Source organism: Streptomyces sp. NPDC079020 (assembly GCF_044542225.1).
Lineage (GTDB): Bacteria > Actinomycetota > Actinomycetes > Streptomycetales > Streptomycetaceae > Streptomyces.
Genome location: NZ_JBITUB010000001.1, coordinates 419,001 through 433,698, shown reverse-complemented (window position 1 = coordinate 433,698; position 14,698 = coordinate 419,001). Strand labels below are relative to the sequence as shown.

At 72.5% G+C, this 14,698-nt stretch carries 9 protein-coding genes; 5 read left to right on the top strand and 4 right to left on the bottom strand.

The features are described 5' to 3' along the window. Nucleotides 1–64: 64 nt before the first annotated feature. The 3 genes from ACIGJO_RS01975 to ACIGJO_RS01965 form a co-directional block, all read right to left on the bottom strand. On the bottom strand, nt 65–361 hold the full coding sequence (locus ACIGJO_RS01975; protein WP_399950618.1) for a helix-turn-helix domain-containing protein: 297 nt from the start codon (nt 359–361) through the stop codon (nt 65–67). Further along, entirely contained in the window at nt 358–1,119 is a 762-nt protein-coding gene (locus tag ACIGJO_RS01970; protein ID WP_399950615.1) for a hypothetical protein, read from the bottom strand. The genes ACIGJO_RS01975 and ACIGJO_RS01970 overlap by 4 nt, the downstream gene beginning before the upstream one ends. 281 nt (nt 1,120–1,400) lie before the next feature. After that, on the bottom strand, nt 1,401–1,553 hold the full coding sequence (locus ACIGJO_RS01965; protein ID WP_399950612.1) for a hypothetical protein: 153 nt from the start codon (nt 1,551–1,553) through the stop codon (nt 1,401–1,403). A gap of 553 nt (nt 1,554–2,106) precedes the next feature. On the opposite strand from ACIGJO_RS01965, the gene ACIGJO_RS01960 reads away from it, so the two are divergent. Beyond that, nucleotides 2,107–4,599, top strand: a complete 2,493-nt coding sequence (locus ACIGJO_RS01960; RefSeq protein WP_399950609.1) for an ATP-binding protein — start codon at nt 2,107–2,109, stop codon at nt 4,597–4,599. Between the two features lie 30 nt (nt 4,600–4,629). Here the strand turns inward: ACIGJO_RS01960 and ACIGJO_RS01955 are convergent, their stop codons facing one another. Next, nucleotides 4,630–5,547, bottom strand: a complete 918-nt coding sequence (locus ACIGJO_RS01955) for a serine/threonine protein kinase (protein ID WP_399950606.1) — start codon at nt 5,545–5,547, stop codon at nt 4,630–4,632. Nucleotides 5,548–5,612: 65 nt separating this feature from the next. On the opposite strand from ACIGJO_RS01955, the gene ACIGJO_RS01950 reads away from it, so the two are divergent. From ACIGJO_RS01950 to ACIGJO_RS01935, 4 genes are read left to right on the top strand one after another with little or no spacing between them, the layout of a single operon-like run. Then, the gene (locus ACIGJO_RS01950) at nt 5,613–7,214 is read left to right on the top strand and encodes a PD-(D/E)XK nuclease family protein (RefSeq protein ID WP_399950605.1); all 1,602 of its coding nucleotides are present in this window, start codon (nt 5,613–5,615) and stop codon (nt 7,212–7,214) included. Then, on the top strand, nt 7,211–8,350 hold the full coding sequence (locus tag ACIGJO_RS01945) for a hypothetical protein (protein ID WP_399950602.1): 1,140 nt from the start codon (nt 7,211–7,213) through the stop codon (nt 8,348–8,350). Before ACIGJO_RS01950 ends, ACIGJO_RS01945 begins: the two co-directional genes overlap by 4 nt. Beyond that, nucleotides 8,343–11,876, top strand: coding sequence for a hypothetical protein (locus tag ACIGJO_RS01940; RefSeq protein WP_399950599.1), 3,534 nt, complete (start codon nt 8,343–8,345; stop codon nt 11,874–11,876). The genes ACIGJO_RS01945 and ACIGJO_RS01940 overlap by 8 nt, the downstream gene beginning before the upstream one ends. Further along, nucleotides 11,864–14,614, top strand: a complete 2,751-nt coding sequence (locus ACIGJO_RS01935) for a pPIWI_RE module domain-containing protein (protein ID WP_399950596.1) — start codon at nt 11,864–11,866, stop codon at nt 14,612–14,614. The genes ACIGJO_RS01940 and ACIGJO_RS01935 overlap by 13 nt, the downstream gene beginning before the upstream one ends. Nucleotides 14,615–14,698 lie beyond the last annotated feature (84 nt).

Sequence of the window (14,698 nt, the reverse complement as noted above, 5' to 3'; positions counted from 1 at the left end):
CTCGTCGCCCGACGGCCGAGGGCCCTCACCCCGGACAGCCGGGGTGAGGGCCCTCGATCCCGTGTCAGCGGCCGTACGGTGCGGAGGTACCGGTGCCGTCGTCGGATTCCTCGTCGCCCTCCAGGTCGACCGCGTACAACGGCCGCTCCTCGATGCCGAGCACGCGCATCAGGGGTGTGGTGGGAACCCGGTAGACACCGCCGATCCGCAGGACCGGGCAGGGGAACGCGCCCCGGCGGACCAGCTGGTAGGCGGTCCCGGTGCAGATGCCCAGGGCCCTGGCCGCCGTGCGCATGTCCACCGCCACCGGGAGTTCGAACACCTCGGTGAAGGACAGCGGGGTGCGTGGGGGCATGCTCATCGCCGCCGCCCGTCGGGCCGCAGCGAAACACGGCCGATGCAGCGCCTGCGCCTGGTTCCCCGCGTCCGCAGGACGGCGTCGGGGAGACCGAAGCGGTGGGCCAGAGCCCCGAGACGTGCCTGTTCCACCTGTGCCGCCGTGACGGTGATACGCCAGGGGGCGCTGAATCCGTCGGGCCCGTCCGGGGGCGAGACCTCCAGCTCCCAGTCGAACGGGGCACAGTCCTCCGCCCCGTCCTCGTCGGCCGATCCCGGGTGGCCGTCCTCCCGGGCGATGCTCTCGATATGGCCGACCGGGACGGCGCGGCGAGCCGAGCGCGCGTACCGCCACGCGCTGCCCCGGGCCGACGAGGCCAAGGCGTCCGCCGCGCCCGGGAATTCGGGGTCCTGCTCCTCCAGGGCTTCCAGCAGCGCGAGCACCATCTCCGACTCCAGGTCGGCCCGGTTCGCCCGCAGCCGTACGGAGACCCGGTACACCGTGCCGCCGAGACGGGGCAGGAGCAGCCAGATCAGCAGGAGTTGCCACTTACCACGTGGATCCGCACCGCCCTGCGCGGCGCGGATCACTTCCCGCCAGATCGCCGCACTCAGCACCGGGTCGGCGTCGGGCCCGTGCAGCGCGTCGTGCGCCTCCGAGGGCGAGAGCGGCAGTGGCGCCCGCTCCGGGCCGATGGTCAGACGAACGTCTTCGGCGTTCCGAGGATCGGCGAAGTGGGAAGTGACGGCGGCGAACACTCCGCCCGGGTGGAGCAATGTCATGACATGTCCTCCCTCGGCGCCATGGGCGCCGGGAATCCGGATCGTTGAGGGTGTGCTCTCTGGGACAGCTCAGCCGCGGACGGCGACTGGATAAATCGGGCACCAGCCCCACGCGTCACAGATTTGTTGGCGTGGAGTGCTGAAGCGGCGCGCTGCGGTGCGCGGGCGGATGGGAGGACCCCAGGGATCCTGCCGACCCGGTGGGCAGATTGGCGCGGAAGGTGCGGGTGCCCGCCCCTCGGCGGGCACCCTGATGCGTCGGCGGGCGGAAGGGGGAGCGGTTACGCCTGCTCGGTCTCCGGGGTGGTGGGGGCGGCGGCCGGCGGAGCCTCCGGGCTCTGCGGCTTGGCCTTGTCGGTCAGCCGCCTGGTCGACGGGATCGACGAGGAACGCAGGGCGCGGGTTCCGCGGCGGGGGCGGCGGCGGTTGGTCATCGGTCTCTCCTCGGCTGGTGCGGTCGTGTCGTGATCACCCGGTCCGCGGCGGCGTCCGCGTGGGGCGGTGGGCGCAGGCGTCGCTCCGGTCCGGGCCGCTCGGCCGAGCGGCGCGCCGGGTGATGACGGCATCGTGCCCGGGTTCCCCCGACGGAAGGGCGGCGTGTTCTGAGGTGAATCTGAGGGCGATGCGGAAGGGGCGCAGGGGACGGGTGCGTGAGGAGTCGGGGTGCTGAGGGGGCAGAACATGCTGCTCGGGACGACGGACGGTGCGGCCGGGACGCACGGGGGGAAGGAGGTACGCGCACGTGTGCTCGGCGAGGTCGAAGTCCTTGTCGCTGGTGAGCGCGTTGTGCGGGGCGCGGACAGGATGTCCGCCCTGTTCGCTCTCCTGGCCACCGCGGACGGATGCCGGGCCACGGTCGAAGAGGTCAAACACGCCCTCCGGTCGGACAGGGCCGTCACTGACAACGCCGTCAGCCAGTGGCTGAGGCTCCTCCGCGATGCGGTTCCAGGTGTGCCACGTATGAGGCTGCGCGAATGTTCGATTGATTTGCCCCGTGACAGCCTGGATCTCTTCCGCTTCCGTGACGGGGTGCTGCACGCGGCCACCCTGCGCGGGCAGCAGTGCTTCGACGCGCTGGGCCCGGTCATGGCCGGGTGGCCGCACGGGGAGGCGCTGGTGGGGCTCCCGGGCACGTTCGAGGCGCGGCGGTCCGAACTGCGGATGGAATGGCTGACGGCGGCGATCATGCGCCTGGACGCCGCGCACGGCGCCGGGCTGCACGACTGGCTCCGAAAAGAGGCCGCCACCCTGTTCCAGCGCTTTCCGCGGAGCGAGCGGATCTTCCGGTACCACCTGATCGGGCAGAGCCCGACGCTCTCACGGGCAGCCCTGACGAAGCTGCTCAAGCAGCGCCGGGAACGGCACGGAGAACCGAAGGACCCGGAGCTGATCGAGACGATCAGGGAGCTGCGCGCGAGCCCGTCCGGCAGGCGGGCGCGTCGGGCCGGTGCCCCGCGCCCCGCTCCCGCCCAGCTGCCCGCGTCCGGCCGGCCGGTGCTCGGCCGGGACGGCCATCTCACCCCGCTGCGTGAATTCCTCGACGGGCGACGGGAGCAGGTCAGCGGCGCGCTGATCACGCTGACCGGTATGCCGGGGGTGGGGAAGACCGCCCTCGCGCTCCGTCTGGGCGAACTCGTCGAACGGGACTACCCGGACGGCGCGCTCTTCGCCGAACTGCACGGCGTCGCCGACAGCAGGATGGCCCCGGCCGACCCGGAACAGGTTCTGGACCAGTTCCTGGAGGCCCTGAGGGTGCGTACGGGGGCGGCCGGACTCGGACCGAAGAGCGCGGCCTACCGCACGGCGCTGGCCACCCGGTCCGTGCTCATCGTCCTGGACGACGCGGCCGACGCGGAACAGGTCCTCCCCCTCCTGCCGGGCGGGGGAGCCTGCGCCGTGATCGTCACCAGCCGGGACAGCCTGGCGGGTCTGCGGGCCCGGAAGGAGGTGTACATGAGACCGATCGAACCGCTGGACAGTGAGGCCGCGGAAAGCATTCTCAATGAGGTGATCCCCCAGCGGAGCCGGCTCAGGGCCGGGCATCTGATCAGTGAACTGGTGGAACTCTGCGGGCGTCTGCCCCTGGCGCTCACGGTGGTGTCCAAGCGCATCGAAGGGCGTACCTCGGACGGGATCCGCGCGCTCGTCATGGAACTCCGGGAAGAGCGGCGGAAGCTGGACGCGCTCCACCGGTCCGGCCACGACCTCTCCGTGCGGCTGGCCCTGGACTGCTCGGTGCGGGCTCTGTCCCCGGAGGCGCAGTGCCTCCTGTGGCAGCTCGCCGTCCATCCGGGGCCGGGCATCAGCTGGTCCGCCGCCGTCGACCTCGGGAGCGTGGGCGCGGGCGGCGATGTGGACCGGGCCATCGAGGAGCTGGTCGGGGCCAACCTCGTACAGCTGTCGTCCGACCGCTACCGCCTGCACGATCTGGTGCGGGCCTATGCCCGGCACGAGTGGGAACCGTCGGCCGGGGGGCCGCGCGGGCGACTGGAGGAAGCGACGGTGCGCCGGGTGCTGGAGTACCAGCTCCAGTACGCGGGGGTCTGCGACCAGGTGCTCGATTCGGGCAGGACGCTGCCCATCGAACTGTCCGACGCCATGAGGGCGATCGTCGACCCCCGTGATGAGGAGGAGGCGATGTCCTGTCTGGAGGACGAGTACGAGGCGGTCGTGCGGGGCATCGAGCTGGCCGTCCGGAAGGGGCTGAACCGCTACATCTGGCTGCTTCCCATGGCTCTGGTCACCTATCAGTGGCGGCGCAACCACCACGCGGCCGCGTACCGCAACCTCCTGCCCGCGGTGGAGGCGTCCCGGGAGGACGCCTCGCCCGGTGACCAGGCCATGGTCCACCGGATGCTGGCCGGCAGCGAGATGAGGATGGGCTCGGACCGGCAGGTGGTGTCGCACCTGGGCCAGGCCATCCGGCTCAGCGGGCTGGAAGCCGGTGACACCGGACGCCTGAGCCTCGCCCGGTCCCTGCACATGCGGGCCATCGCCCTGCGCCGCCGGGGCGACCCGGTGGCCGCGCGGGAGGACTACCGGAAGGCGCTGGAGGTGTTCCGGGACCTGCGCGACCCCGTGGGCGAGGCGGCGGCGCTGAACGGGCTCGGCACCCTGCGTCACGACCACGGCGAGTACGAGGCCGCGCTGCGCGACTGCGGTGACGCGCTGCGGATCTTCGAGACGACAGCCGACCTGAACGGAACGGCCAACGCGCTGGCCACGCTCGGAAAGATCCATCTGTCCCGGTCCGAGCGGGACCGGGCACTGCTCGTGTACCAGCGGTCCATCGGCATATACCGCGACCTGGGCTACTGGCCCAACGAGGCCCGCACGCTGCGCCGTTACGCCGAGGTGCTGACGGCGGCGGGACGGGTGACCGAGGCCGTGGAGGCGCTGGAGCGCGTCGTCGAGCTGCTGGAGTCGATGGGCGGCGAGGGGCTGCGCGAAGTACAGGACCAGCTGAGGAATCTGGGGTGACCGGGGCGACCGGGGCGGACCGGGCGACCGTCACCGGACCGGGTCGCGGGGCGACCACAGCGCCGAACGTCCGGTCCGGTAGAACTCGGTCGGGTCGGGGTCCAGCGGCTTGCCCGGGGGTTTCGAGCCGGGGGAGTGGAGGAGCGGGCGCAGGAGGCGGAAGACCTCCAGCACGTCCGCCGGGCGGTTCGCGGGCTCGCGGTCCACCATCCGCAGCGCGAGGGACCGGATCTGTTCCGGCACCAGCCGCAGACGGTCGGGCGGCAGGACCGGGCAATCGGGCGCGGGCCGTTCCTCCGTACCGGCATAGGGCAGCCGCATGACCGTCATCTCCAGCAGCAGGCAGCCGAGGGCGAAGACATCCGCCCGTGGGGTCACGCCGTCGGGATTCTCGTCGTACTGCTCCGGGGGCGCGTAACCGACCGTTCCGCAGCCCCGTTCGGTGGGTTCGCCGATCTCGATGGCCAGCCCCATGTCGATCAGCCGCACCCGCCCGTCCGGCTCCAGGATGATGTTCTCCGGCTTCACATCGCGGTGGACGAGCCGACGCGCGTGCACCTGATGAAGGATCTCGCACAGCTGGCCGATGACCGCGGCCGCCGTGGACACCTTCAACGGCCTGGCGGAGATCATCGTGTCGTACAGGGCCGCCCCGTCCACGAATTCCAGGACGATGCAGTACCGGTTCTGATAGTGGCCGCTCGCGAGAAACCCGGGAATTCCCTCGATTCCCGCGAGGTGTTCGGTGCGGCCGCCCTCGCCGGCGAGTTCCTGGGCGATCTCGCCGTAATGCCGCACCGATTCGAACTCGCGCGGTTTCTGCAGCTTGATGGCGACTTTCCGGTCCGTTTCGACGTCCCAGCCCGCGAAGAGTTCCCCCTGGCCCCCGCTGCCCACCATGTCCCACAACTCATAGCGCCCCAGAACCATGTTCTTCACTGTCGTCATCGAGCTACCTCCGAATTCTGCCGCACTCTGCGTACGGCCGGAATCGACTGAGAAAGGGAGTCACCATGGCGGAATCCTGGACACCCCCCGACGGGTTGTACCGGAAGTCCGATGTCATCAACGTGTCCCTGGGCATGTTCAGGAGCAGCACGTACCGCTGTCCGGCCGCCGACGCGCTGAAAGCACGAGGCTATCGCCCCCAGCGCTCCTCACCGCGGGGCCGGGAACTGCTGGAGCAGTTCGCCTTCGGCCCCCTGATGGCCGCGCTCGACCGGGGTGCGGCGGATGACGGAGCGTTACGGGGCGCGGCCCCGGACAGCGCGGAGGACCCCGGCGCCGCGGGCCGGACGGCCACCGTCCACGAAGGCCTGCGGCAGTGGACCGCGCACGCCGTGTCCATGTACCGGGCCGCGTTCCCGCCGGATCCGGCCGCTCCCCTCGCCGAGGCCCCGGAACCCTGGGCCTACCGGCACCAGTTGTCCGTCCCGGACGGCCGGGGCGCACGCCAGTACCGCATCACCGCCTGGGGCCGCTGCCTGCGGTCGGCGGACGGGACCCGGCGCGAACTGCGCCTTCCGGTCAACCGGTTGAGCGATGCGGCGCCGGACGAGGCGCATGCCGCCGCGGCCGCGCTGGTGCTGGCCGAGGGCACTCCGGGACCGCCGCCCGAACACGTACGCGTCGTGGAGTTCGCGCTCCTCGACGGCGCGGTGCGCACGCTGTTCGACGGCACCCGGGCGGAGGCCGTCGAGCGCTACCGGACCCACGGTGCCGCCGCCCTGGCCCGGCTGCTGGACAACCACGAGTACCGGCCCGGCTCCGCGTGCGGAGGCTGCGCGTACCTCGCCGTCTGCCCCGCCCTGCGCAGGGCGCCGGGTCTCCTGGGCGTCGGCACCCCCGGCCGGCCGCGCCGCACCTGGTCGGTCACCAACGGACGCAACTACCGGGAGTGCCCGGCCCGCGATCATCTGCGCCGGCTGAACCTGCCCGCCCTGGACGCGGTGGAGCGGGGCCCCGCCGCCGAACGCGGCCGCGCCGTGCACGCCTACCTCGCGGAGCGCCACGGCCGCGGCTCCCTCCGGCCGTGCACCGTGAATGTGCCCGCCCAGTGGGTTCCCGAAGGCTTCACGCTGCCGGACGAGGAACGCGAACTGGGGTTGCTCCTGCTCCGCCGGCACGCGGCGGTCTGCCCGCTGCTGTGCGTGCGGGACCGAAGCGGCCTGCGCGCCGAGCCGCGGGTGGTGCGGTACGACGCGACGGGCAACGCCGTCGTGATCGCCGCACCCGATCTGCTCTACCGGGACGGTGACTCCTGGGTGTGGCGCGAGACCAAGACATCGGCCGGTGAGCGCCGGAGGCCCGGCCGGCTTCTCGACAGGTATCCGCAGCTGGCGCTGGCCGTTCCGCTCGTCGCCGACGGCACCATGGGCGGCTCGCCGTCGCGCTCACGGATCGAGATCGAGGTACTGCGACCCGGCGGAGCGGATCTGGAGATCATCGACCCCTTCGACCGCGCCGTCCGGGCCGCCGCCGAGGATGTGCTGAGCGGTCTGGCGGCCGACTGGCACCGGGACGACACGCATACCGCCAGGCCCGGCCCCCAGTGTGCCCGGTGCGAGGTGGCGCGCTGGTGCCCCTCGGGCGCCGCCGAAGGCGTGGCGGCATGAGGCCCCGGGTACCGGCGCCGCGGACGGGCCCGCCGGCCGGAAGCAACCAGGGGGCGGAACTCTTCGCCGAGCTGGCACGCGTCGTGGCCGCGACCGCAGGCCAGGAGCGGCTGCGGTCCTTCTCGCTGCCCTATCCGCGTGATGCCCAGCTCGCGCTCGACCGCATGGTGCTGCACTGTCTCGGCCAGGGGCGCACACCGCCCAGGAGCGTTCCGGAGCTGCTCTCCTGGTGCCGGCGGACCACCGCGGGCGACCCGTTGTTCCGGGTCCCGCCGGATCAGGTGTCCCCGCACGCCACGCTGGTCCACGAGGTCGGGGCGATGCCCACCAGGACCTGCATGGAGCTGGCCTCCGCCGGCCCGCAGGGGCGGATCGAGCAGGAGGCACTCGGTCTCATGGCGGGGCTGGCGGCGCGATGCGGTTCGACCGTGGAGTACCGCCGCTGCCGGAGTTTCCTGATGGACCGGCCCCTGGTCAGCCAGGCGGAGCGGATGCAGCACGGGCGCGGACGCTGGAACAAGGCGGTCTGGGACCGGGTCAAGGGTCTGTACGGGCCTGTGCCGGAGCATCTGCGGTGCGGGCGGACGCTCTTCCTGTGCGGGACCTGCGGACTTCCCGCGCGCAAGGGCGATGAGCGGGCGGGCCGGCCGGGGGCCTGGTGCGAGAAGGAGGACTGCCCGCCGCGGGTCCCGCTTCGGCTCGTCCGCGACCCCGGCCACTGCCTTCTGCTGCGGCGGAGCCTGCGGGTCTTCCTCGCCCTGCCCGGCCCGACCGAGCGGGCGGCGCTGGCCGAACTCACCCGCGCGAAGGTCGGCCACGAGTTCAGCCCGTCCGGCCTCGGCTCCTACCGGATCCGCCGGGCGGACGCCCCGGACCGGCTGATGCGCGTGTACGACCGGCAGCAGCCCGCGCTGCTCGCCGCCCGGGTCGGCGAATCCGCCGACGGCCCGGCCCCGGTGACGTTCGTCGTGGTGCCCCGGAGACAGGCGGACGACCCCGTCTACCGGGCGGCGTTCGAGAAGGCGGTGGACACCGCTCGTGGCGGGCGGCCGGTGCTCACGGCCCCGGAGGACCTGGTCCGCGACGTACAGGCCTGCCGCACCGTCGCGAAGGAAACGGAGAGGGACCATGCGTAGCCTGAACCAGCCGCTCGGCGAGATCGTCGAGGAGCTCAAGGCGTATGCCGGACCGGCCGTGCGCGGCCCGGCGCTGGAAGCCCTGTGCCAGGTCGAGCTCGGACTGCACCTTCAGCGGAGGCTGATGCCCGGCAGTCCCGCGGCGCACGCGTGGGTGCTGTTCAGCGGGTACCCGTTCGCCACCGCGTGGGGTGCGCCGATGCCGGCGGAAGCCGAGAAGATGCTCCACGTCGGACGCTATTCCCTGTGGACCCTGCGCCGGCGCCGGGCCTGGCGCGAGGCGCTGGAGCGGTACCAGCGGGCGGACCGCCCGCTGCGCTTCTTCGACGTCCCCGACCCCGACCTGCCCGCCGAGGCGTGCGGGACATCCGTCGCGCACGGGCGCGGGCAGGTCTACGACGAACTGCTCAGGCTCGCACCGCCGCTGACGGGCACACGGCTCCGGCGGGCCGGGCCCGGCCGGCACGCGTTCCCGGTCGGCCGCAACATGGCGCTGGTCGACCTGCCGTCCGTACCCGGCACACCCCTGGTCGCCCACGACGTGGACATGCTGCCGCCGGGCGGGGGCGAGCCGCTGACCTTCACCCTCGCCGAACTGGAACGGACCGCGGCCCGGATGGACGCCCGGCAGCCCGGACAGGACTGGGCCGGCAGGCTGCGGGCCTTCAGCCTCTCGACCAGACAGGGCGACGGCTTCGTACCGTCCACCACCTTCACGGTCAGCCGGATCCAGCACCTCCTCGGCATCGTCGGGGCGGGCAAGAGCACCCTGCGCGACATCATCGCCGTTCACCTGGCCACCCTGCCCGTCCCCGGGCGCGTCACCGTCGTGGTCGGCGATGTCACCGAAGTGCTCAAGCTCGTCAAGCTCTACAACGTCCACACCGACGGCGCGGCCGCTCCCGTCCTCGGGGCGTCGGGCAGGGAGCGCCATGCCCAGCGGCTGCACCGGCGACTGGCCGGGCGGGGCGAGCACCGGCTGCTCGCCCATGACGACTCCTCCTTCGACTACCTCGGCACCTCCTGCGCGTTGAACGTCCTGCGCCGCGGCACGCCGGGCGAGGGGCCGCTCGGCTTCGGGGAGGCGCCCTGCAGCCGTCTCCAGCCCAGGTCCCGTCATTCCGAATCCCCGGAGGGGCCACCGCAGTGGCAGAAGCGGACGGTCAGCTGCCCGTACTGGTCGGTCTGCCCCCGCCATCACGCGGCCCGCGAACTCGTGGACGCCGACATCTGGGTGACCACGCAGGCCGGTCTCATCGACGCCCGTCCGCCGCGCCCGCAGAACGGCGAACGCATCCGCTATCTGGAGCTGGCCTGCCGGCGCAGCGACCTCGTGATCGTCGATGAGGCCGACCGGGTCCAGATGCAGTGGGACCAGTCGTTCGCCCCGGCCGTCCTGCTCGCGGGCGGTGACAAGGACGGCTTCATCGACAGGCTCAGCGGGCACAAGACACGTGAGTTCTCCGTCGGCGGCAGGACCCAGCTCTCCGACCGGGAAGTGGAGAACTTCTCGGCGGCGCTGAACACGGCGGGGGCGGCGACCGACCGCCTGTACGCCATGCTGGTGGGCAGCCACGCACTGCGTACCTGGGTCAGGACCGGATACTTCAGCGCCTGGACTCTTCAGCTCGGACTGCTCGACGAGCGCTATCCGCTCCCGGAGGACGACGGCCGGAGTGGACCGGCCGGTTCGGACACCGCCGCCCGGGAGGCACTGGGCACCAGGCTGGACGCCTTCCGGGACAACCCGTTCGGCGACCGCTTCCGGTTGACCACGGAGGACTTCGCCGAACTCACCGGCCTGCTGAACGAAGTGCTGCACACCAGCAACCCCGACCATACGAGGCGGCGCCTCGTGACGGTGATGGAGAAGGTCTTCCAGCTGGACGAACCCTTCATGGCCGCACGGAACGCCCGGTACGGGATGGAGCTGGCCCTCTGGCGGGCGGCGCTGAAGAAGTGGGAGGACGGGCCGCGCCGGAGGAAGGAGCCCCGGCCGCCGCAGAGCCCGGACAGCTGGAAGTCGGAGTTCGCCCGGCACTTCGAGTTCACCCTTCTGCTGTGTGCCCTCGAACCGAAACTCGCGCTGATCAACGCGATGTGGCCCCGGGTCGAGGGGGCGCTCAGACTGGACTACAACTCCATGTACCGCCGCCCGGCCGACTACGGACCGATGGTCCCCGAAGCGCCGATGGGCAATGTCCTGGGCTTCCAGTTCCACGTCAGAGGACGGGACGAGGGAGGAGTCCGCAGCGGGGAGCTGAAGTTCTTCCGGTGCAGCGGCGTCGGCCGCGAACTGCTCCGGGCGATGCCCGATCTGGCGGCCGTGGACGGCAGGCCGGGTGCCCATGTCCTTCTCATGTCCGGCAGCAGCTGGGCCGGCCGGTCCAGCCGCTATCACATCCCGGTGGACGTGGGAGTGGTCATCGAGCCACCGCCGGACGTGACCCGTCGCATCGCCGGGGAGAGCGAGATGCGGTTCGAGTTCATCACCGAGGACGGGGCCGCCCTGCGGATCTCGGGAACCGCCCAGGAGGACCGGCCGGAGATGCTGCGCCGCATCGCGACCCGGCTGGGAGCGAGCGTCGAGGAGGACAAGGAGGACGGCGGCCCCCTGGAAATGGAGCTGCTGTCGCTCCCGGAGGGACGTGACCACATCCTGCTCCTGGTGGGCAGTTACGAAGAGGCGCGGGTGGTGGCGGACACCCTGCACACCCTCAACTCCCGCTGGAAGAACAAGGTCCTGCGGCTGGTCTCGGACGACGAGGACATCGAGGACGACAGCGAGGGCGACGGCGACCACCACGCCCGGGTGCTGCGCCGGGGCGATGTGGAACAGCTCAAGGACTGCCGGGCCGACATCCTCGTGGCCCCGCTCCTGGCAGTCGAGCGGGGGCACAACATCCTCAACGACGAAGCCGTGGCGGCCATCGGCACGGTCTACTTCCTCGCCCGCCCGAATCCGCACCCCGACGACCTCGGGCTCGCCGTCCACGCCATCAACGACTGGATCGTCCGGGCGAGGGACAGCGGCGATTTCGCCGCCTGGGTCCGCAGCGGCGCGCATGTGGAGGAAGGCGCCGAAGAGGTCCGGCGGCAGGCGCGCTCGCGCTGGTACCAGGTGCTCCAGCGCAGCATGGCCTGGAGCCGGCTCGGGAACGACCGCGAACAGGTCACCTGGGACCTGCTCGTGCTGATGTGGCAGGTCATCGGACGGCTCGTGCGTGGTGGTGTGCCCGCCCGTGTGGTCTTCGTGGACGCCGCCTTCGCGCCGTACGCGTCCGCCAACCCCCCGGGGCCTGACACACCGGAATCCAGCCTTCTGCACAGTGTGCTGGACGTGCTGCGGCCCTACTTCGCCGGCACAGACGAGACGTCGGAGCACGACCGGTTCATCACCGAGGCCCTGTACGGGCCGCTGTGGCAGATGCTGAACCGCTGTCTGCACCCGGCCCCGCACACCGGCCGGCCGGAAGAGCCCGGCCCCGTCACCGACGAATCAGGGAGCACCCCGTGTACCACGTGATCAGGACGGCGGCCTACGAACCCGACCCCGCGTACGGGCCGTGGACCGAGTCCCCGTACGTGATGCCGTTCAGCGAGGAACTGCGGGCGGAGCTCACCTCCCTGTACGCCCGCACGCGCCGCTGCGGGGACGACCCCGTACAGCTGCCGGTCCGCCGGCTCAACTCCCTGCTGCGGGCCATGGCCCCCGGGGTCGTCGCCACCGCGCGCAACGCGGGTGCGGACCCCGGGCTGCCTTGGCTGTACGGGCGTGAGCCCGTTCCGCGGGAGGTGATCGCGCCACTGATCAGCACCTGGGCGGCCGGTCTTGCACAGACGCGGGCACCGGAGGACGAGGAGGAGGCCGTCGACCGGGCGGACGGGGAGGACGAACTGTTCCGGGGCCTCGACGCGGTCCTGGAAGACCTGCCCCCCTGGCAGTCCGTACCCGTCGACCTCACCGAGACGACCCTCTCGGCGGGCGGTACGGCCGAGCCCGCCCGGCGGCTGTACAGCCTGCTCCCCGAGTGGATCGCCTTCCGTCTGGCCGCCCACCCGTTCCGCACCGGAGGGGCCGAGCTCCGCTTCCGCGTGGTGAGCCGCGAGAACGGCGCGGAGCTGGTCTCCTGGCCGCCCCAGCGGTACGAGCACCGCCAACGGACCTGGTACTACTCGGCCCTGGTCGGTGTCAGCGTCCAGACCGTGCCGTTCGCCTCCCGGTTCCGGGTCCATGTCTCGGCCGGCGTCCGCCGGTGGGCCACCCGGCCGGAGGCCCGGTCCCAGGACCTGCGGGGGGTCACCGTACTGCTGGACGCGCCCCTGCCGTGGCCGGACGTTCCCGACCCGAGGGAGCGGCTGATCGAGAACTCGTTCACCTTCGACCGCGGCCGCGGACGCCTGGCGTGGCGCGGCCGGAGCCCCGCCCTGATCCTGCCCGACCTGGACATCGTGCACAGCTTTCCGGAACCGGGGGATCTGCTCACCGACCCGGAGAGGTGGATCAATGGACGCCAGGACATCGCCGCGGGAATCGTCTACCGGCCGGGCCTCGGCCCCCACGGCGTCGGCCCCGGACTGATGCCCAAGGAGCGCGCGGAGCTGGACGCCTGGGCCGAGGAAGGGCTGCGGCCCATGCTCCGGCGCGTCCCGGACCTGACCAGGGTCACCCGGCACAACACTCCCTCGCTCCTGCCCCGGTCCGGCCCCGCGGGCGACGCCGCCTCACGCGACGCACGCCGGGCGGCGGCGCGCCGCGAGGCGCTGGTGAGTGCCCTGGACGGCAGCCCGCTGGAGATCGACATCCTCTGGCAGTCGCCCGGGACCCGGTCGGAACTGATCGCCGCACTCCCGGAGCTGATCGGACTGCCGCCCGGCCGCAAGGACAGCGACCGGACCACGGGCGAGCGGACGGCCGGCGACCCGGCGGAGGAGACCTGGCACTGGCAGGCCGACGGCCTGGACATCCGGGTCCGGACCGGCCACGCCGGAGCACTGGCCGCACCGCTGGACGTCCCGGGCGACCGCGGAGGCCGGCGTGCCGTCCGCCTCGCGGAGGCCATCGACGCCCGCGGCGCACTCGTCGCCGACCGTGTCCAGCGGCCCAGGGACGTACGGGGCCTGGCGATCATCGAGCTCGGCGGGAAGGACCACTTCCGGGCCACGGACTCCGATCCCAAGCACGCGCTGCGCCGCGGCTTCGCGGGCCGGGGGCGGCTCAGCCAGTTCATCGGTCTGCCCGGGGACGCCGGTGACACGCTCGCGCACCGGGCCCGCTGGGCGTGGCTCGACGCCTTCCGCCAGCTCGGGGCGACCGTACCTCCCGCGCACCGGGTGGGGGCGGGCATCCCGCGGGACGTGCAGTACGCAGCCCTGTGGCTGGTGCGTTACACGAGGAAGGGCCCCACGCGCTGTCCCGCGCGCCGTCTTGTCGCCGTACGGGTCCGCCCCGGCGAGGGACCCGGCGGTATCCACGGCTGGGACGGCGAACGCGCGGCCTGGGTCCCCTACCCGGACCTTCTGCTCTCCCTGTCCGGGGACGCCGCGCTCACCGCGTCTGTTCCCGCGCGGGGCGCGACGGTCACCGGCGACGGGCAGCAGGAGGCCGAACGGCAGATCCGGGCACTGCTCTTCCAGCTCCGCGACCGCCCCACCCTGCTGATGGCGAGCAGCGGAAACCTGCGTCAGTGCTGGCCCCGTCTCCGTAACGGAGCTCTGGCGCGGGACATGCTGGGCTTCGGCGAGTCCGGCGCCCAACGGCTCGCGGTCTACGGCCCCGACCTGCGGGTGGTCCTCGCCCGGGACGCCAACGGCCGGGAGGAGGTCCCCGAGTGGTACGCGCATGACGGCGCGGGCCGGGCGGGCTTCGCGAAGGGGGTGTGGGGCACGTCCGACCCCGGGAACCGTGTCTTCGCCAGCACGGCCGACGTACCGCACACGGCGACGCTGCCCAAGGGCCTGATGAAGCTGGTCCCCACCGCCGCGGGCCGTACGGCTCCCGGCAGGAGCGCGTGGAATCCGGTCCATCTGGAGCTGACCGTGCTCGGCTGCCTGTCGGAGCAGGCCCTGGCCGACGCCGGAAGGACGGACCGCCCGGCCGACCGGCCCGCCGAGTGGGCCACCCTCGCGCACCAGCTCCGCTTCCACGACGACTACCCGCCCCTGGCCCGCCCGCTGCCCCTGCACCTGGCACGGATGGCGAGCGAGTACGTCCTGCCCCTGGCCACCGCCCCGCTCGGCGCCCAGGTGCCGGAGGACGGGTAGCGGAGCCCCGACGCCTGAGGGCCGTCACCCCCGGAACAGCGGGTGACGGCCCTCAGGCGATGATTCCGGCGGCCTCACCGGCCG